This window comes from Neopararhizobium haloflavum, from assembly GCF_002750855.1.
GTDB lineage: Bacteria > Pseudomonadota > Alphaproteobacteria > Rhizobiales > Rhizobiaceae > Georhizobium > Georhizobium haloflavum.
The window spans coordinates 137,474-156,834 of record NZ_NWUC01000002.1 but is presented as its reverse complement, the minus strand read 5'-3'; the positions used below and the strand labels follow the sequence as shown (position 1 = coordinate 156,834).

Genomic DNA, 19,361 nt, shown 5'->3' with positions numbered 1-19,361 from the left:
GACAAGACCGGTTCAGAGTGTTCGTCGCCGCGCTCAGCTCGCCTTCGACAGCGGAAAATTCTCGCGCAGCAGACGCTTGATGGTCTCTGCATTCATCGGTGCGCCGAACAGGAAGCTCTGGCCGAAATCGCAACCCATCTCGAGCAGTTCCTCGGCATCCTCGTCGCTGACGATCCCCTCGGCCACAACCGCCATGTCGAGGTCGCGGGCCATTCCGACGATGGAACGCAGCAGGACGCTGCGTTTCTCGCCCTGATCGCGGACCAGCGTCTGATCGATCTTGAGGGTGTCGAACGGGAAGCGGGTGAGGTAGGAGAGCGAGGAATGACCGGTGCCGAAATCGTCGAGCGCCAGACCGATACCGATCTCCCGCAGGCGTGAGAGCACAAGCCCGGCCTGCTCCGGATTCTCCATCACGACGGATTCGGTCAGTTCCAGCTTCAAATGCTCCGGCCGGCAGCCGGTCCGGGTCAGTGCCCCGCGCACGTCGTTGCACAGATCGTTGCGGATGAGCTGGGCACTCGAGACATTGACGGAAAGCGAAATCGGAATGTCGCCAAGATCGCGCTGCCAGTCCTTGAGGTCGAGCGCTGCCCGCTCGATCGCAAAGAGACCGAGCGAGAAGATAAGGTCGGAGCTTTCGGCGATCGGGATGAACTCGGCCGGCGGAATGGGGCCGCGGCGCGGATGCTCCCAGCGCATCAGTGCCTCGAACCCGACGATTTCGCCGTCCGAAAGACGAATGATCGGCTGATAGACGAGCGCCATCTCGTCGCGTTCAAGGGCACGGCGCAGATCCGATTCGAGTTGCAGCTTGTCGGTTCCGACACCCTTGAACGCCGGGCGGAACGGCTCGATCCGATTCCCGCCGTGGCGCTTGGCCTGATACATGGCGAGCTCGGCATCCTTGAAGAGATCGTAGGCCGAAGCGGCGCTGTCGACATAGCCGACGAGGCCGATCGATGCAGTCAGGATGATTTCGCGCTTGGCAAATACGATCGGCACCATGATCGCCTTGTTGATCGCCTCGGCCATCGCGGCAACCTTTTCGGGCGCCTGTTCGGACAGAAGGATCAGGCCGAACTGATCGCCGGCGATCCGCGCCAGCGTGTCCTGAGGCTTCAAAAGCCGCTTCAAGCGCCGTGTGATCGTCAGAAGGATCGTGTCGCCGGCAGACATGCCGAGATTGTCGTTGACCTGCTTGAACCGGTCGATGTCGATCATGAAGACGGTCGGCCGGACATCGTGCTGATGGTCAGCAAGCGTCAGCAGCCCGTCGAGCCGGTCGAGGAAGAGTTCGCGGTTCGGCAGGCCCGTCAGGTTATCGTGCACGGCGTCGTGCAGCAGCCGCTCTTCCGAGCTCTTCTGTTCGGTCACGTCGACCAGCGTTCCCACGCAGCGGATCACCTCGCCGTTGGAGCCGACGACGGGGCGCGCTCTCAGCGACATCCAGTGATAATGCCCGTCTTCGGCGCGCAGACGGAACTGGTGGTTCAGCCGACCCTTGCGATGCTCGAGCATGACGTCGAGCGCGGTGCGGAAGCGATCCCGATCATCGGGATGGATCTGCGGCAACCAGTTGCGGGCGGCGCCGTTGAGCGCGCCGGTGGCCAAGCCCAGCTGTCCGGATATGTCGGGGATCGTGACGACTCTGTCGCGTGCCACATCCCAATCCCAAACGGTGTCGCCGGCTCCCGTCAAGGCCAGTGATTGGCGCTCCAGGTCGCTGAAGAGCCCCTGGCTATAAGCGCCGCCCGCAAAGGCGTGCTGCATCACCGTGAAGCCGATCAGGAGCACGATGAGCACAAGGCCGCCGCCAAGCGCGGGCTGGATGATGTCGTTGTCCAGCTGGCCGGTCACCGTCAGCCAGGCCCCGAACAGCCAGACGAGAATGAGCGCCCAGGTCGGGACGAGCATGATCGCGCGGTCGTATCGGCTAAAGCCGAGATAGCTGATCAGGAGAATGCCGGCGACGGCCGTCGTTGCGAACGACATGCGTGCCAGACCCGCGGCGATGGCCGGATCGTAGATCGCGATGCCGAAGACAAGGCCCAGCACCAGCACCCAGGCAAGGGTCGCATAGCTGAGATTGGTGTGCCAGCGGTTGAGGTTGAGATAGGTGAAAAGGAAGATCACCAGGCCGGTTGCGAGAAACACCTCGGTCCCGGCGCGCCAGATGCGCTCATCGCCGGGCGTAATCGAGATCAGCTTCGACAGGAACCCGAAATCGACGCAGATGTAGGCCAGTACGGCCCAGGACAATGCCGCCGTCGCCGGCAGCATGGACGTACCCTTGACGACGAAAAGGATCGTCAGGAAGACCGCGAGCAGCCCGGCAATGCCGAGTACGATGCCCTGATAAAGCGTGAATGCGTTGACCGTGTCCTTGTAGGCGTCCGGCTCCCAGAGATAGATTTGCGGAAGTTCGGGCGATGAAAGTTCGGCGACAAATGTGACGATGGATCCGGGGTTGAGCGTGATCTGAAAGACGTCGGCATCGGGGCTGGCCTGCCGGTCGAGCGCGAAACCTTCGCTTGGCGTGACGGAGGTGATGCGCCGCGAGCCGAGATCGGGCCAGACCATGCCGGACCCGACCAGACGGAAATGCGGCGCGACGATCAGCCTGTCGAGCTGTTGGTCGGAGACGTTGGCAAGAGCGAAGACCGCCCAGTCGCCGGAGTGCTCCTCGGAGGAGGCGCGCACCTCGATGCGGCGCACGATACCGTCCGTGCCCGGAGCCGTGGAGACCTGAAACGCCTCGCCGCGATGGGCATATATCTCCGTCGTGTCCGTCAGGTCGAGCGCCGTGTCGTCTCGCGAGATGGCGACCGGCTCGGCCGCCAGCGAAGGCGCGGCGCCGACCACGAGCGTTGCCAGTGAAACGGCGAGCGCCACCAGGATCGTCATGAACCGGGCAATGCACTGGCTGTTGAGTCGCTCGGCTGTCATCGTGCCCCGTTCAAATCTGGATCACCCGGCACCATGCCGACGACGGGCGCGCCGGCCCCATCCGGATGGTCGGCACTGTCATCTTTGAGACGCGCAAACAGCAGGTGGTCCCGCCACACCCCGTTGATCTTCAGATAGCCCCTCAAATAGCCCTCGCGGCGAAATCGGGCCTTTTCAAGGAGTCGGATGCTGCGCGTGTTCTCGGGGATACAGGCTGCCTCGATCCGGTGCAACTTCAACCGCTGAAAGATATGGGGAATGACCGCATCGAGCGCTGCCGTCATGTGGCCCTGGCCGGCGTGGCGCTCGCCCATCCAATAGCCGATCATGCAGCTCTGCGCCGCGCCGCGTCGGATGTAGCCGATCGTCAGTCCGCCAAGCAGTTCGTCGCTTTCCTTCATGAAGAGGAAGAGGGGGATGGCGTGACCTTCGACATATTCGCGCTCGTAGCGGCCGACGCGGCCGAGATAGGAAAGGCGCGAGAGCTCGTCCGTCGACCAGCTCGGTTCCCACGGCTGCAGAAACGCCCGGCTCGCCATGCGCAACGATCGCCAGGCGTTGAAATCACCGCGTTCGGGAAAACGCAGATACGCATTGGCTGTTTCGATCAGGAGCGGCTCGCTGCGTCGGGAGAGAAAGCCGAACATGAGCGCGATCGGTCAGGCGTTCGCGGCCTGCCGCGGCGGTGTGCCGCTGACGGTCAGGCTCGCGCGGATATCATCGAACTGCGCCAGCTTGTTCAACGGTCCGATCGCGGACATGGTGGGCATCGTGTCGAAGAACAGCCGGCCGGCGAGGTCGGTCAGCCTCTCCGGAGTCAGATTGGCGAGCCGGTCCATCAACTCGTCGTTGGGAATAGGACGACCGTAGAGAAGCATCTGACGGGCGATCTGGCTGGCGCGGGCGGCCGGGCTTTCCTGCGCCATAAGCAGCTGGGCACGCGTCTGGGCACGGGCACGGTCGATCTCCTGCACGTCGACCGACTCGGTAACCTTTCGCAGTTCCTCGATAAGGACGGGGACCAGCTTCGGCAGGTCGTCCCCGCCCGTCGCGGCGTGGATCCCGAATATGCCGCTGTCGGAAAAGCCCCAGTGGAAGGCGTAGACCGAGTAGCAGAGACCGTGCCGCTCGCGCACTTCCTGAAAGAGGCGCGATGACATGCCGCCGCCAAGGACGTTGGCGAGAAGCTGCGAGCAGTAGAAGTCGCGGGCATGATAGGCCCGGCCCTCGAAGCCGAGCAGAAGCTGCGCGTCCATCAGCTTGCGCGTCTCGCGGTAGTCGCCACCCGTGTAGATGGCCTGAGACAGCGGCCCGGTGTCGCCTGCCGGCGGTGAAACGCTGGCAAAGCGTTCTTCGACATGTTTGACGAAGCTGTCGTGCTCGACCGCTCCGGCCGCGACGATGATGATCCGGTCGGCCGTGTACTGACGCGAAAGATAGGTGCGCAGATGGTCTGGCGTGAAGGACTTCACCGTCTCCGGTGTGCCGAGGATCGGCCGGCCGAGCGACTGGTCTCGAAAGGCGATCTCGGCGAACTTGTCGAAAACCACATCGTCCGGCGTATCGTTGGCAGCGCCGATCTCCTGCAGGATCACATGCTGCTCGCGGGCGAGTTCCTGCTCATCGAAGCTGGAATCGAGCAGGATGTCGGACAGGATGTCGACCGCCAGCGGAACGTCGTCTTTCAGGATGCGCGCATAGTAGGCCGTCGTTTCCACGGAGGTGGACGCATTGACCTCGCCGCCGACATTCTCGATTTCCTCGGCGATCTGGCGGGCGCTGCGACGCCGCGTGCCCTTGAACGCCATATGTTCCAGCAGGTGGGCGATCCCATGTTCCTGCTCTCTTTCGTCACGCGATCCCGATTTGATCCAGACGCCAAGCGCCACGCTTTCGAGATTGGGCATGGCCTCCGTGACGACCGTGAGGCCGTTGGGAAGCCGGGAACACTCGACCGTCATAGAATCCGTCTTTCTGCGCTTCATCAAGCGGCTGCGCGCGCGTTGCGAAGAATGAATTCTTCGACGGCGTCAAGGTCGCCCGGCAATGTCTCGAAGCGCTCCTCCCTTTGCATCAGGTCAGAGAGCCATGGCGGCAGGGCGGGGTCAATACCGCTTGCCGATTTTACCGCATCGGGAAACTTCGCCGGATGCGCGGTCGAAAGCACGACCATGGGCGTCGTGGTCCGTTGGTGCGCGCGTGCCACGTGCACGCCCGTCGCCGTGTGCGGATCGATCACCATGCCGGTTGTCCTGTGAACCGCCTTAATGGCCGCCGCAGCCTCTTCGCGCCCCGCGCGCCCTGCGCTGAAATCACCTCGGATGGACGTCAGCGTATCGTCATCGATCGTGAAGGCCTTCGATTGCTTGAGGCTCGACATGGCGCGGCGCACCTTCCCGGCATCGCGTCCGCCAGCCTCGAACAGCAGGCGTTCGAAATTGGACGAGATCTGAATATCCATCGAGGGCGAGGTCGTGGCGACGACCTCGCGCATCTCATAGCGTCCGGACGAAAGCGCGCGCTGGAGAATGTCGTTCTCGTTCGTGGCGACGACCAGTTCCTCGATCGGCAGGCCCATGCGCTTGGCCGCATAGCCAGCGAAGATGTCGCCGAAATTGCCGGTCGGCACGGTGAAAGAGACCGGACGGTCCGGTGCGCCGAGCGTCACCGCGCTGGTGAAATAGTAGACGATCTGAGCCATGATCCGGGCCCAGTTGATGGAGTTGATGCCGGAGAGGCCGACGCGCTCGCGAAACGCGACGTCGTTGAACATGCCCTTCACGATGTCCTGGCAATCGTCAAACGTTCCCTCGATCGCCAGCGTGCGTACGTTGCCGGCGGCAGTCGTGGTCATCTGGCGCTGCTGGACGGGAGAGACGCGCCCCTTGGGGAAGAGAATGACGATGTCGGTGCGCTCGCGCCCGGCGAATGCATCGACAGCAGCCGCGCCGGTATCGCCCGACGTTGCCCCGACGATGGTCGCGCGCTGACCACGCTCGGCCAAGACGTGGTCCATCATTCGCGCGATGAGCTGCATCGCGACGTCCTTGAAGGCAAGCGTCGGCCCATGAAAAAGCTCCATCAGGAAATCGTTCGCGCCGGTCTGCACAAGCGGCACCACGGCATCATGCCGGAACGTCGCATAGGTTTCCTCGATCATCGATCTCAGGACGTCGTCGGAAAAGGCGTCGGCCGTGAACGGCTTCAGGACGGAAAACGCGACATCCTGGTATCGCTTGCCGCGCAGCGCACGGATCTCGGCAGGCGAAATCTGCGGCCATTCGCGTGGCACATAAAGCCCACCATCGCGGGCAAGCCCTGCCAGAAGGGCATCGCTGAAACCGAGGGATGGGGCTTCGCCGCGCGTCGAAATATAGTCCAATTCAGCCGGTCCTTGCCTGCGGCCCTTCAAAGGGCGCGTTGAACGCGCGCTGGTATAGACCAGACGCAAAGGTCATGAAAGTGCCGTCTTCGCCCGTCACCGGCGATGCTGAACGTCTTTTGGACGACCCGCACGCCCCGTTTGAACGCGGGCAAGGCTGGTGTATAGGTGCACGCGTCCGTGTCAGAATGAGAAGGTGTCGATCACGTGGCTGACTTGAATTTTCGTGGCATTGCCGCCGTTTCGCTGCTGGCGCTCGTGGCCGGATGCTCATCGACGGGCGAGGGCGGCGGCCTGTCGGCCGCTCTTCGCGGCGGGCCGGGCCAACAGTCCACCTCCGACGCACCGCAGGTGGTGCAGGGCAATTGTCCCAATGTCGGGTTGCGGGAGGGCACAGCCTATTACCGCAGCTATGCAAGCGGCGGCGACGGTGATCCCTCCAAGGTGGTGCATCAGGCATCGATCGCGGACACGACGCGTCAATGCACGCTGAGCGGAAACGAGATCGTCATGAATGTCACCGCTGCCGGCCGTCTCGTTGCCGGCCCGTCGGGCGGTCCCGGCACGGTCGAAATGCCGATTCGTGTCGCTGCCGTTCGTGGCAATGAAGTGATCTATTCCGAACTGACCGATTTCAGCGCGCAGCTCGACAGCGCGTCGGGCCAATTCCTGTTCTCGAATCCAAATGTGCGCATTCCCGCGGAAGGCGCGGAAAACGTTCGCGTCTATGTCGGGTTCGATGAGGGTCCTTACGACACGCCATAAGGAAAGGCGATCGTCAGATCGCCTCCTGCCACGTCGCAAGCGCGGCAACCGTCGCCGGCAGTTCGCTCATCCGCGCGATCACGGTTTGCGCGCCGGCTTCCATGAGCTTGCTGGCGTGGGCTGGATAGCTGTGCGAAGCACCGGTGAAGCCGATCACGCGCATGCCCGCGCTGGAAGCCCCGTGAATACCGTGGACGGAATCCTCGATGACGATGGTGCGCGCGGGATCCGCCTTCATCGCCTCGGCAGCATGCAGGAAGATGTCCGGCTTTGGCTTGGTGCGACCTTCGCCCAGCGACTTGGCCGAGAAGATGTTCGGCTCGAAATAGGAGATCAGGCGCGTGCGTTTCAGCATCGCGTCCAGCCGGTGCGAGGAGGAATTCGAGCAGATGCAGCGCGGCAGATCGATCCGGGCCAGAGCGGCGGCGACTCCTTCGATGGACTTGACGCTCTTGGCGAGCTTGTCGTCCAGAAGTTTCTCCGACCGGTCGAGAAGCGATGCCTGGAGAGGGATGGAGGCCTCGCGTTCGACCGCAAGAAGAATGTCCTTCCAGGTCAGCCCGGCAAAACGCTCGGCGAGTTCGCCGGCCTGGATGGGATAGCCGGCCTCGGTCAGGAGCTTCGCCTCGACTTCCGCCGCAATGATCTCTGAATCGACCAGGACGCCGTCGCAATCGAAAATGATGAGGTCGAGTCCGTCCATGGCAGCCGGCTGCTCCTGAGATGATGGAAGGGGCGGGATTGGCTGGCCTTTAGCATGGCCCGGCAGCGAGCGGCAACCGGCGCCGGGCGATGGCAGCACTGCGGCGCGTGCATATTTCGCGCGGCCTTCAACCTTTCGTAACCATATTCGTCAACCATGCCTCAGATCGAGTTTCGAGTATGCGTTTTCGGGTATCCCATGTCGTCATTGTCTGCCTTCGCCGCAGCGGTCCAACAAGATCGTGATGAGTCTTCAAAGACTTCCGCCTTTCCGTTGAATCACATCATCAAGGGTGATTGCGTCGCCGCTCTGGAGGCGCTGCCTGCCAAGTCGGTCGATCTGGTCTTCGCGGATCCTCCCTACAACCTGCAGCTCGGCGGCGATCTTCATCGCCCTGACCAGTCCAAGGTCGATGCCGTCGACGATGCGTGGGACCAGTTCGCATCCTTCGAGGCGTATGACGCGTTCACCCGCGCCTGGCTGCTGGCCTGCCGCCGTGTCCTGAAGCCAACCGGCACGCTCTGGGTCATCGGCTCCTATCACAACATCTTCAGGGTCGGGGCGACGCTTCAGGATCTGAACTTCTGGATCCTCAACGATGTTGTCTGGCGCAAGACGAACCCGATGCCGAACTTTCGCGGCCGGCGGTTCCAGAATGCCCACGAGACGCTGATCTGGGCGAGCCCCAACGCAAACGCCAAGGGCTACACCTTCAATTACGAGGCGATGAAGGCAGCCAACGACGATGTGCAGATGCGCTCCGACTGGCTGTTTCCGATATGCTCGGGCGGCGAAAGGCTGAAGGACGAGGCGGGCCGCAAGGCCCACCCGACCCAAAAGCCCGAGGCGCTGCTCGCCCGCATCCTCATGGCCTCCAGCAAGCCTGGCGACGTTGTGCTGGATCCCTTCTTCGGGTCGGGAACCACCGGCGCCGTCGCCAAGAGGCTTGGCCGAAACTACGTCGGCGTCGAGCGTGAGCAGGCCTATATCGACGCCGCCGAAAAGCGCATCGCCGCGGTCGATCCGCTCGGTAAGGCGGAACTGACCATCATTTCCGGCAAGCGCGCCGAGCCGCGCGTCGCGTTCAGTTCGCTGGTTGAGTCGGGGCTGATCCGCCCCGGCACGGTGCTGACCGACGCCAAACGCCGCCATAATGCCATAGTCCGCGCCGATGGAACGGTTGCAGGCAACGGCCAGGCCGGCTCGATCCACAAGATCGGCGCGCAGGTCCAGGGTTTCGACGCCTGCAACGGGTGGACGTTCTGGCATGTCGAACGGGACGGCGTGCTGGAGCCGATCGACGCGCTGCGCCAGATCGTTCGCGCGGACATGGCGCGCGCGGGCTGACGCACCGCCTCAAAGAATGCAGTTGCCTCTGTCCGGCACTCGTACCTCCAGTCACGTGCAGAGGTTGAAACGCTCAAGGTCCGCCTTGAGCGTTTCTGCGTTCTGGAAGTGGAGCGCGTGCCAGCCGGCCCGTTTTGCACCCTCGACATTGATCGCCGTGTCGTCGATGAAGAGCGTCGCATCCGGTTCGAGATCGAAGTCGGCCGCGTGCTTCTCGTAGATCGCGAGATCGGGCTTGATGAGTGCGATGTCGCCAGAAACGGTTACACCGCGCGCACGGTTGAGAAACGCAAAGCGTCGGCGTGCCTCGGCGAACGTGTCGGAAGCGAAATTCGTCAGCATGGTGACGTCATGACCCTCCTCGATGAAACGCTCGAAGATGGCGACGCTTCCCTCAATCGGATGGGGCACCATTTCGTGCCAGTGGCGCCTGAAGTCGCGGATCCGGTCTTCGTGGCCAGGATGTGCCGCAATCAGCAGGTCTTCCGCCTCGCGCCATGAGCGTCCGCGATCCTGCTCCAGGTTCCATTCATGCGTGCAGACATTGGACAAGAACCATGCCCGCTCCTGCTCATCGGGAATAAGTCGCCGATAGGGCAGTTCCGGGTCGTAATGGATCAGCACCTTGCCGATGTCGAAGACGATGTGGCGGATGAAAATGGCAGACGACATGGGGCTGGTTCTCAAAAAGTGTCGGGAAGGGCCGCGGAAATTACTTTCCTGAAGACCGTTGGTAGCGCTTCCGACCGGATGTCTGTCGACGGCGACCACCAATGCCCGTCCGGAGCGCTCATCGTGCCGACGTCGGCGCGATAAACCGTCAATGCCAGTTCGAAATGGGTGAAGACATGACGGATCTGCCCGGCCGGCTGCCATTCAGCGCGGAATGGGGCGGCCCCGCATCCGGTTTCGCCGTCGCTGCGCGCGGTGAAGGGGCTGGTCGGCACTTCGCTCATGCTGGCAAGAAGGCCGCTCGGTGGGCGGCGGCGCAGAAGGATGCGGGATCGCGCATCGACGGCGACGAAAGCCGCCGCACTGCGCAACGGTTTTTCCTTTTTCGCGGCCTTGACCGGAAAGCGTTCCGGGTCGTGATCGGTCAGGGCGGCGCAATGGGTGCGCAACGGGCAAAGGATGCAGGACGGGCGTCGCGGCGTACACAGCGTGGCGCCGAGGTCCATCATCGCCTGGGCGAAGTCGCCGGGCCGTGTCGCGGGCGTGACGGCCTCGGTCCTCGCCCGGATTTCACGCTTGGCGGCTGGCAGCGGCGTATCGATGGCGTAAAGCCGCGAGACGACGCGTTCGACATTGCCGTCGACCACCGCCGCCTGCCTGTCGAAGGCGATCGCGGCAATCGCCGCAGCCGTATAGTCGCCGATTCCGGGCAAGGCGCGGAGACCTTCGACGGTTCCGGGAAACCGGCCGTGGTGATCGCGAACGATGATGTCGGCGCAGCGCTTGAGATTGCGCGCCCGCGAATAGTAGCCGAGCCCCGCCCAGGCCTTGAGCACATCTTCCTCGGAGGCGGCGGCAAGGTCGCAAACGGTCGGCCAACGATCGGTGAAAGCTGCGAAATAGGTCTTCACGGCCTGGACCGTCGTTTGCTGCAGCATGATTTCAGACAACCAGACCCGATAGGGGTCGGGCCGCACGCCATCGCGTTGTTCGGCAGGTGTCATGCGCCAGGGAAGGGCGCGGTGATGCTGGTCGTACCAGGCGAGCATCGCGTCAGCCATCTGGAGGGCCGGTTGCGGACGCGCCGCCGCCCTATCCTCGGCCATATCCGCTCTGCACGCACACTTGCATGTCCGGCCCGCTTGTGGAGGAAATGAGGTTCATGGCCGCAGTGGGTAGCATGCTCCTGCCAAACCGGCTACCGCCGACAAGGCTTCGATCGGAAGAGGGACGACCGTGAAACAGCGCCGCCAGCGTCTCTTCCAGATCAGCGAGATCACCAACGGCCTCATCGACCCCATTCTCGCCCGGCGGGCCGGGATCAATACGACGCTCCTCGGCAGCTGGGACGAAATCGCCGGCCCGGATTTCGCCGATTGCACGCGCCCGGAAAAGATCGCCTGGTCCCGCCGCGTGAGCGAGATGGACGACGACGAAGGCTTCGTGCCGGGAACGCTGACGATTGCATGCGAGGGAGCCCGCGCGCTCTTCCTTGCTCACGCACAGGATCAGTTGATCCAGCGCGTCAACGGCTTCTTCGGATATCCGGCCATCGCGCGAATCCGCATTGTGCAAAAGCCGGTATCCGACCAGCAGGTGCGCCGACGCAAGGCGCCGCGGCTGGCCGAGAACCAGGCTCGCCGGCTCGATACCATGTTGACGGAGATCGAGGATCCCAAGCTGAAGGCCGCGCTGGAGCGTCTTGGGGCGGGCGTCATTGCCGGCCGGGCGCGCAAATGACGCGGCCAAAGGCTCTCACGCCTTCTTGATGCCGGTGCGCGAACATGCACTTGTTCCGCCACAATTGCCGCTATATCCGTCGTTCGACGGACTGTTTCCAAGGATGGCGCGCGACGCGATCGTCCTTTGACTTGATGAAAGGTGCTTCGATGTCGATTTCCCTTACCAGACTGCGTGACGGCAGTGCGCTGATGCGGCTTGCCGCTGTGAGCATCGTGGCGCTTGGCGTTGCTGCTTGCGGCGACGAAGCGAATTCGCAGACCGCCAAGAGTGCCGATGCAGTTGTCGTCGCGCAGGCAGACACGAGCGAAGGCGCCGCGGCGGTCGAAGCACCCGAGCCGCAGGGCGAAGTCGACATGGAGGCCGTTCTGGAGGAGGGGCCGTTGCCTGAGATGGTGCTCGGCGAGGCCGATGCGCCGGTGACGATCGTCGAATACATGTCGCTGACCTGTCCGCATTGCGCGGCCTTTCACACCGGCACGTTCGAGCAGCTGAAGGAAAAGTACATCGATACCGGCGATGTCCGGTTCATCGTTCGCGACTTTCCTTTCGACCCGCGTGCTGCTGCCGGCGCGATGTTGGCCCGCTGTGCACCGGAGGGACAGTATTTCCCGATGGTCGACATGCTTTTCGAACAGCAACAGAGCTGGGCCGCTGCGGAAAATGCGCAGGCCGCCCTGCTGCAGATTTCCCGGATGGCCGGTTTTACACAGGAGTCCTTCGAGGCTTGCTTGACGAACCAGGAACTTCTGGATGATGTGAATGCGGTGAGACAGAAGGGCGCGGAAGAATTCCAGGTTCAGTCGACGCCGACCTTCCTCATCAATGGCGAGCGCTACGCGGGAAACATGTCGATTGAGCAGATGTCGGCGATCATCGACGGCAAGCTTTAGAGCCATCTCGAACATTAGCGGTGAGGGCGGGCACGTTCGCGTGGCCGCCCTTGGCGTTTCGGGGCGCCCGTCGCGCTTTCCGGCGACGCGGGGTGCGGCGCCATGAGATTCACCAAGCTGCGCCTGCTCGGTTTCAAATCCTTCGTCGAACCATCCGAATTCGTGATCGAGGCGGGCCTGACCGGCGTCGTCGGGCCGAATGGCTGCGGCAAATCCAATCTCGTCGAGGCCATCCGCTGGGTGATGGGCGAGAACTCCTACAAGAACATGCGCGCGTCCGGCATGGACGACGTGATCTTTTCCGGTTCCGGCCACCGGCCGGCGCGCAACACCGCCGAAGTCGGCCTTTATCTCGACAACACCGATCGCACGGCACCAGCCGGGTTCAACGACCATGACGAAATCCAGGTCACCCGCCGTATCGAGCGGGAGTCCGGTTCGGTCTACCGCATCAACGGCAAGGAAGCGCGGGCCAAGGATGTGCAACTGCTGTTTGCCGACGCTTCGACGGGCGCGCGCTCGCCCTCGATGGTCGGCCAGGGCCGCATCGGTGAACTGATTCAGGCCAAGCCCCAGGCGCGGCGCCAATTGCTGGAAGAGGCAGCCGGCATCTCTGGCCTGCACTCGCGCCGCCACGAGGCCGAATTGCGTTTGCGGGCGGCCGAGACCAATCTTGAGCGTCTCGATGATGTCACGTCCGAGCTCCAGTCGCAGATTGACAGCCTGAAGCGTCAGGCGCGGCAGGCGAACCGCTTTCGCGCTCTGTCAGCCGACATCCGTCAAGGCGAAGCGGTGCTGCTGCATTTGCGATGGGTGTTGGACAAGGCGGCGGAGTCGGAAGCGTCGTCCGCGCTTGCCGAAGCGACGAGTGGCGTTGCCGAGAAGGCGCAGGCCCAGATGGAAGCGGCCAAGGCGCAGGCAGTCGGCGCGCACAAATTGCCCGAGCTGCGCGATGGGTCGGCCAGGGCCGGCGCCGCGGTGCAGCGCCTGGAGATCGCGCGCGATCAGCTCGACGAGGAAGCCGATCGCATGGCGCGTCGCCGCACCGAACTCGAACGGCGGCTGGAGCAGCTGTCACGCGATCTCGTCCGCGAGGAACAACTGGTTGCCGACAACGCCGAGAGCCTTGAAAGACTGGGAGCAGAGGAGGCGGACCTTCGCGATCTGGTGGCTGAGGGTGATGGGCTGGCGGAGACGTTGCAGGCCTCGCTCGTTGCCGCGACGACCAAGCTGGCCGCAAGCGAGGAGGCTTTTCAGGCGCTGACCGCGGAGCGCGCGGAAGCGGCCGCCGATCGCGGCCAGTGGGAGCGCACGCTGCGCGATGCGAGAGAGCAGGAGACGCGCCTCTCCGCGAGGGTCGAGCGCGCGGTCAGCGAGCGCGCCGACATCGACGCGCGCATTGCCGGCTTGCCCGATCCGGCCGAGAAGCGGCTGATGATGGAGGCGGCCGCGCTGGAGGTGGAAAAGGTCGTCGAGCGCGTAGCGGCCTGCGAGCAGGCGCTCGATGCGGCGCGCGAGGACGAAGCGGCATCCCGGCAGCCGGTGGAGGCAGCCAAAGCCGCGCTGAACGCGATCGAAACGGAGACCCGTACGATCAACCGCATGCTGAACGCTGGCGCAGGCAATTCGCCGTACCCGCCGGTGGTCGAAAAGATCAGGGTCGATCGTGGTTTCGAAACGGCGCTTGGCGCTGCGCTTGGCGATGATCTCGAGCAGCCCAGCGACCCCGCCGCGCCGGCTTATTGGCGCGCGATCGACACGTCGGTCGACGATCCGCCGCTTCCTGCCGGGGTGTCCGCCATGGCTGACCATGTGGCCGCACCCGCGGAACTGAGCCGCCGTCTGGCGCAGATAGGCGTTGTCGAGGCACAACAGGCCGAGGCGCTCCAGCCGGCGCTGAGGCCGGGCCAGCGCCTCGTAACGCGCGAAGGCGCGCTGTGGCGCTGGGACGGCTTCGTCGCCGGCGCCGATGCGCCTTCGGCAGCTGCTCTGCGTCTGGAGCAGAAGAACCGCCTCGCCGAACTCGATGGCGAGGCCGTCGAGCAGACGAAGGCGGTGCGGACTGCCGAAGCCGATCTGGAAACCGCACGCGGCGTCATCATGCGCACCACCGAGGCCTTGAAACAGGCGCGTGAGACGCATCGCCTGGCAGTGCAGGCCCTTGAGACAGCTCGACGGGAGCTCGATGCCGCCGAACGGGCTCAAGGTGACCTTTCCAGCCGGCGTGCCGTGGCACTCGAGGCGGAAACCCAGTCGGCCCAGAGCCGCGACGAGATGCGTCAAAAGGCGGCAGAAGCCGAGGCAGCCCTTACGGCAGCCAAGGACGTGACCGCGCTGGACGAGCGGCTGGCGCGGCTTTCCGGCGAGGTCGCGGCCGATCGGACCGCCCTTGGTGAGGTGCGCGCGCGCCATGAGGGCTTGAAGCGAGAGAGCGAAGCGCGCGAACGGCGGCTGGAAGCGATCGGCCGGGAACGGGAGAACTGGCTCACCCGTGCCAAGAATGCGGACGGGCACATCGCAGAACTGCGTGCGCGCCACGCGGAGACGGGGCGGGAAGTGGCCGGTCTTGCCGAAGCGCCGGATGAGATCCTGGCGCGTCGCCGCGCGCTGATGAGCGAGTTGAGCGCAGCCGAGAAGGCGGCCCGCGATGCCGGCGACCGCTTGGCTGAGGCCGAAGAACGCCAGCGGCGGCTCGACACGCTTGCCGTCGACGCCCTCGCGGCGCTGTCCCAGTCACGTGAGGCGCGGGGGCGTATCGAAGAGCGCCTCCACGCAGCGCGCGAGCGGCGCAGCGAGATCGAGGAGCGCATTCGCGAGACACTGCATTGCGCCCCGCACGAGGCGATCCGCCAGACCGGCCTTGCGCACGATCAGCCGCTGCCCGACGCCGGTGCGGTCGACCGTCAGCTGGAGCGCCTCAAGATCGAGCGGGAAAGGCTGGGAGCCGTCAATCTGAGGGCCGAGGAGGAAAGCCGCGACCTTTCCACCCGCCTGAACGAGATCGTGACCGAGCGCGAGGACGTCGTCGAAGCGATCCGCAAGCTTCGCGGGGCAATCCAAAGCCTCAACCGGGAAGGCCGCGAGAGGCTCATCGCTGCCTTCGATGTCGTGAACTCCGAGTTCCAGCGTCTGTTCACCCATCTTTTCGGGGGTGGAACCGCGGAACTGCAGTTCATCGAGTCGGACGACCCCCTCGAAGCGGGTCTGGAAATCCTCGCCCGTCCACCCGGAAAGAAACCGCAAACGATGACGCTGCTGTCGGGCGGCGAGCAGGCGCTGACGGCAATGGCGCTGATCTTTGCGGTGTTTCTCACGAATCCTGCCCCGATCTGCGTGCTCGACGAGGTCGACGCACCGCTCGACGATCACAATGTCGAGCGTTTCTGCAATTTGATGGACGAAATGGCCGCATCGACAAAGACGCGGTTCATCCTGATCACCCACAACCCGATCACCATGGCGCGCATGAACCGCCTGTTCGGAGTGACCATGGCTGAGCAGGGCGTTTCGCAGCTCGTCTCGGTCGATCTGCAGACCGCCGAGCAGATCCGCGAAGCCGGCTGAATCTGGGCAGCGGTTATTTCAATAGCTTTTCCCGTCGACGGGAACGCGCTTGACCTTATCGAGCTCGATTGTCTCCAGGCATCGGATGTTGACTGCCGCTGTGGCTGTGCCGTCGGGTGCAGTGCCGAAGCCGAACGGTGCACAGCCGCAATCCCTGCAGAAATGGTGATCGATCACATGCTTGTTGAAATGGTAGGTCGCCATTCGATCCGGCGCGGCCTCCAACTGCAGCTTTTCGCGCGGAACGAACCACAGAAGGTAGCCCTTGCGGCTGCAATGGGAGCAGTTGCACTCCATCGCCTGTTCAACGGCTCCCTCGACCTTGAAGCGAATATTGCCGCAATGACAGCTGCCGGAATGGATGGTCATGACCCTTGTCCTTCTACCGATACATCTCACGCCGCCATCGGCCGCAGTTCCAGATGGTCGCGTATCGCCACCGCAATGTTCGTGGAATGTTCTTAGCGAGGATGGCGTGACGTGGCAAGCCATCCCACCCATAAGCCATATTGCATCGCACAAGCCATTTATGAGATGAGGACGGTGATCACGAGGCCGCACATTCGTCGGGTTTATCGACAGGCGTTTTCGGCGTAGAGCCGCGGCATGTATCCGCGACCGGCCATCGTGGCCCGGACGCAGGTGAGGGGGGACGGTCATGACGAAATGGGTCTACCGCTTTGGGGACGGCAGCGCCGAGGGCAGCGCCGGCGATCGCAACCTTCTTGGCGGCAAGGGAGCCAATCTTGCGGAAATGAGCGGTCTCGGCCTTCCCGTGCCCCCTGGGCTGACCATCACCACCGATGTGTGCAAGTGGTTCTACGATCATGAAAAGACGTATCCCGATGCGCTGAAGCGCCAAGTCGACGACGCGCTCGAATGGATCGGAGGGTTGGTCTCGCGCGGTTTCGGCAGCGCCGACAAGCCGCTGCTCCTGTCCGTTCGTTCGGGGGCGCGCGCCTCGATGCCGGGCATGATGGACACGGTACTCAATCTCGGCCTCAACGACGAAACCGTCAATGCACTTGCCGCCGATGCGGGCGACGAACGGTTTGCATATGACAGCTATCGCAGGTTCATCCAGATGTACGGGAGTGTCGTGCTCGGTCTGGATCACGAGCATTTCGAAGAGGTTCTTGACGACGAGAAGGCCCGCCTCGGCCACGAGTTCGACACCGATCTCACCGCATCCGAATGGCAAGGCCTCATCACGCGCTACAAGGCGTTGGTGAAGGACGAACTTGGCGAGGATTTTCCGCAGGATCCGCACGAGCAGCTCTGGGGCGCCATCGGAGCGGTTTTCTCCAGCTGGATGAATGCCCGCGCGATCACATATCGTCAGTTGCACAACATTCCTGCAGCCTGGGGCACGGCCGTCAACGTTCAGGCGATGGTCTTCGGCAATCTCGGCGAAACGTCGGCAACGGGCGTTGCCTTCACGCGCAACCCGTCAACTGGCGAAAAGCGGCTTTACGGCGAGTTTCTGGTCAACGCCCAGGGCGAGGACGTCGTGGCCGGCATTCGCACGCCACAGGATCTGACCGAAGCTGCCCGGATCGAATCGGGCTCCGACAAGCCCTCGCTGGAAAAGCTGATGCCGGAAACGTTCCGGGAATTCGTCTCGATCTGCGACCGGCTGGAAGCGCATTACAGCGACATGCAGGATGTCGAGTTCACCGTCGAGCGCGGCAAGCTTTGGATGCTGCAGACACGATCGGGCAAGCGGACAGCCAAGGCCGCGCTTAAGATCGCGGTCGAGATGGCCGACGAGGGCGTGATCTCTTCCGACGAGGCGGTCTGCCGGGTCGAGCCGGGATCGCTCGACCAGTTGTTGCACCCGACGATCGACCCCACCGCCAGGCGCGATGTCATCGCGTCCGGCCTGCCGGCTTCACCCGGCGCTGCAACTGGAGAGATCGTCTTCACCTCCGAGGAAGCGGTCGCCCGCGTCAAGGAAGGACGCAAGGTCATCCTCGTGCGCGTCGAGACGAGCCCGGAGGACATTCACGGAATGCATGCGGCCGAAGGCATCCTGACGACGCGCGGCGGGATGACGAGCCACGCCGCCGTGGTGGCGCGCGGCATGGGCACACCTTGCGTTTCGGGCGCCGGCGGACTGCGTGTGGATTTGAAGAACGAACAGTTGATCACGGTGTCCGGCACCTTGAAGAAGGGTGACGTGATCACGCTCGACGGCTCGGCCGGCCAGGTCATCCGCGGCACCGTCACCATGCTTCAGCCGGAATTGTCGGGCGATTTCGGCCGCCTGATGGAATGGGCCGACGTGGCGCGCCGCATGAAGGTGCGAACCAACGCGGAAACCCCGGCCGACGCCAAGGCTGCCCGGTCCTTCGGCGCGGAGGGAATCGGCCTTTGCCGAACCGAGCACATGTTCTTCGAGGGCAAGCGCATCGTTGCCATGCGCGAGATGATCCTGGCCGACACCGAGAAGGGACGCCGCGCGGCCCTCGCCAAGCTGCTGCCCATGCAACGCTCCGACTTCGTCGAACTGTTCGACATCATGGCGGGCCTGCCGGTGACCATTCGCCTGCTCGATCCACCGCTCCACGAATTCCTGCCGAAGACGGACGAGGAGATCGACGAGGTTTCGGCAGCGATGGAGGTCAGCGCCGATCTGCTGCGCGAACGGGTCGACGCGCTTCACGAATTCAACCCCATGCTCGGTCACCGCGGTTGCCGGCTCGCGATCTCCTATCCCGAAATTGCCGAGATGCAGGCCCGGGCCATTTTCGAAGCCGCGATCCAGGCGGGCGGCAAGGCCGGTGCGCTTGTCGTGCCCGAGATCATGGTGCCGCTGGTCGGGCTCAAGGAGGAGCTTGATTTCGTCAAGCAGCGGATCGACGCCGTGGCACGCGAAGTCATGAGCGAGAATGGCAGCGATTTCGCCTATCTCGTCGGGACGATGATCGAACTCCCGCGCGCCGCGATCCGTGCCGGCGCAATCGCTGAGAGCGCCGAATTCTTCTCTTTCGGCACGAACGACCTGACGCAGACCACGTTCGGCATATCGCGCGACGACGCCGCCTCGTTCCTGCAGGTCTACCAGCAGAAGGGGATCATCGAACGCGACCCCTTCGTGTCGCTCGATATCGACGGTGTCGGAGAACTTGTGAAACTGGCGACGACCAACGGCCGGGGAACACGAGCCGACATCAAGCTCGGCATCTGCGGCGAACATGGCGGCGACCCCGCATCGATTCACTTCTGCGAGGCGACGGGGCTGGATTACGTGTCCTGCTCGCCATTCCGCGTCCCGATCGCGCGTCTTGCCGCCGCGCAGGCATCGATCAGGAAAACCTGAGATTAAGGTCCAGGGGCAGCATCA

14 protein-coding genes are annotated in these 19,361 nt (G+C 63.7%); 6 read left to right on the top strand and 8 right to left on the bottom strand.

Annotation, left to right across the window (positions count from 1 at the left end; all coding sequences use genetic code 11):
• Positions 1 to 33 precede the first annotated feature (33 nt).
• Genes CN673_RS05125 through thrC form a run of 4 tightly spaced genes read right to left on the bottom strand, consistent with a single transcriptional unit; the run spans position 34 to position 6,331 of the window.
• On the bottom strand, positions 34 to 2,949 hold the full coding sequence (locus CN673_RS05125) for an EAL domain-containing protein (protein ID WP_099865182.1): 2,916 nt from the start codon (positions 2,947 to 2,949) through the stop codon (positions 34 to 36).
• Entirely contained in the window at positions 2,946 to 3,596 is a 651-nt protein-coding gene (locus CN673_RS05120) for a GNAT family N-acetyltransferase (RefSeq protein WP_099865181.1), read from the bottom strand. Before CN673_RS05120 ends, CN673_RS05125 begins: the two co-directional genes overlap by 4 nt.
• A gap of 12 nt (positions 3,597 to 3,608) precedes the next feature.
• On the bottom strand, positions 3,609 to 4,910 hold the full coding sequence (locus CN673_RS05115; protein WP_099865598.1) for a M16 family metallopeptidase: 1,302 nt from the start codon (positions 4,908 to 4,910) through the stop codon (positions 3,609 to 3,611).
• A gap of 23 nt (positions 4,911 to 4,933) precedes the next feature.
• Positions 4,934 to 6,331, bottom strand: a complete 1,398-nt coding sequence (gene thrC / locus CN673_RS05110) for a threonine synthase (RefSeq protein ID WP_099865180.1) — start codon at positions 6,329 to 6,331, stop codon at positions 4,934 to 4,936.
• Positions 6,332 to 6,538: 207 nt separating this feature from the next.
• Here thrC and CN673_RS05105 point away from each other — a divergent pair, with 207 nt between their 5' ends.
• Positions 6,539 to 7,096, top strand: a complete 558-nt coding sequence (locus CN673_RS05105) for a hypothetical protein (protein ID WP_099865179.1) — start codon at positions 6,539 to 6,541, stop codon at positions 7,094 to 7,096.
• Positions 7,097 to 7,109: 13 nt separating this feature from the next.
• Here CN673_RS05105 and CN673_RS05100 read toward each other — a convergent pair whose 3' ends face one another.
• On the bottom strand, positions 7,110 to 7,799 hold the full coding sequence (locus CN673_RS05100; protein ID WP_099865178.1) for an HAD family hydrolase: 690 nt from the start codon (positions 7,797 to 7,799) through the stop codon (positions 7,110 to 7,112).
• A 198-nt stretch (positions 7,800 to 7,997) separates the two neighbouring features.
• On the opposite strand from CN673_RS05100, the gene CN673_RS05095 reads away from it, so the two are divergent.
• Positions 7,998 to 9,146 carry a site-specific DNA-methyltransferase gene (locus tag CN673_RS05095; protein WP_099865177.1) on the top strand — a complete coding sequence of 383 codons (1,149 nt, stop codon included), beginning with the start codon at positions 7,998 to 8,000 and terminating at the stop codon, positions 9,144 to 9,146.
• A gap of 51 nt (positions 9,147 to 9,197) precedes the next feature.
• Here CN673_RS05095 and CN673_RS05090 read toward each other — a convergent pair whose 3' ends face one another.
• Together CN673_RS05090 and mutY are read right to left on the bottom strand one after the other, a co-directional pair.
• Positions 9,198 to 9,818, bottom strand: a complete 621-nt coding sequence (locus tag CN673_RS05090) for an HAD family hydrolase (protein WP_099865176.1) — start codon at positions 9,816 to 9,818, stop codon at positions 9,198 to 9,200.
• A gap of 11 nt (positions 9,819 to 9,829) precedes the next feature.
• Positions 9,830 to 10,924 (bottom strand): A/G-specific adenine glycosylase, encoded by a 1,095-nt coding sequence (gene mutY, locus CN673_RS05085; RefSeq protein ID WP_245409793.1) that lies wholly within the window; start codon positions 10,922 to 10,924, stop codon positions 9,830 to 9,832.
• A gap of 130 nt (positions 10,925 to 11,054) precedes the next feature.
• Here mutY and CN673_RS05080 point away from each other — a divergent pair, with 130 nt between their 5' ends.
• The 3 genes from CN673_RS05080 to smc all read left to right on the top strand — a co-directional run bounded on the left by CN673_RS05080 (position 11,055) and on the right by smc (position 16,015).
• On the top strand, positions 11,055 to 11,558 hold the full coding sequence (locus tag CN673_RS05080) for a DUF721 domain-containing protein (protein WP_099865175.1): 504 nt from the start codon (positions 11,055 to 11,057) through the stop codon (positions 11,556 to 11,558).
• A gap of 149 nt (positions 11,559 to 11,707) precedes the next feature.
• A complete protein-coding gene (locus CN673_RS05075) occupies positions 11,708 to 12,451 on the top strand; it encodes a DsbA family protein (RefSeq protein WP_099865596.1) in 744 nt (247 codons plus the stop codon).
• A 102-nt stretch (positions 12,452 to 12,553) separates the two neighbouring features.
• A complete protein-coding gene (gene smc, locus CN673_RS05070) occupies positions 12,554 to 16,015 on the top strand; it encodes a chromosome segregation protein SMC (RefSeq protein WP_099865174.1) in 3,462 nt (1,153 codons plus the stop codon).
• A gap of 18 nt (positions 16,016 to 16,033) precedes the next feature.
• Here smc and CN673_RS05065 read toward each other — a convergent pair whose 3' ends face one another.
• Entirely contained in the window at positions 16,034 to 16,384 is a 351-nt protein-coding gene (locus CN673_RS05065) for a GFA family protein (RefSeq protein WP_099865173.1), read from the bottom strand.
• 289 nt (positions 16,385 to 16,673) lie between these two features.
• On the opposite strand from CN673_RS05065, the gene ppdK reads away from it, so the two are divergent.
• Positions 16,674 to 19,337, top strand: a complete 2,664-nt coding sequence (gene ppdK / locus CN673_RS05060; RefSeq protein WP_099865172.1) for a pyruvate, phosphate dikinase — start codon at positions 16,674 to 16,676, stop codon at positions 19,335 to 19,337.
• The last annotated feature ends 24 nt before the right edge of the window (positions 19,338 to 19,361 follow it).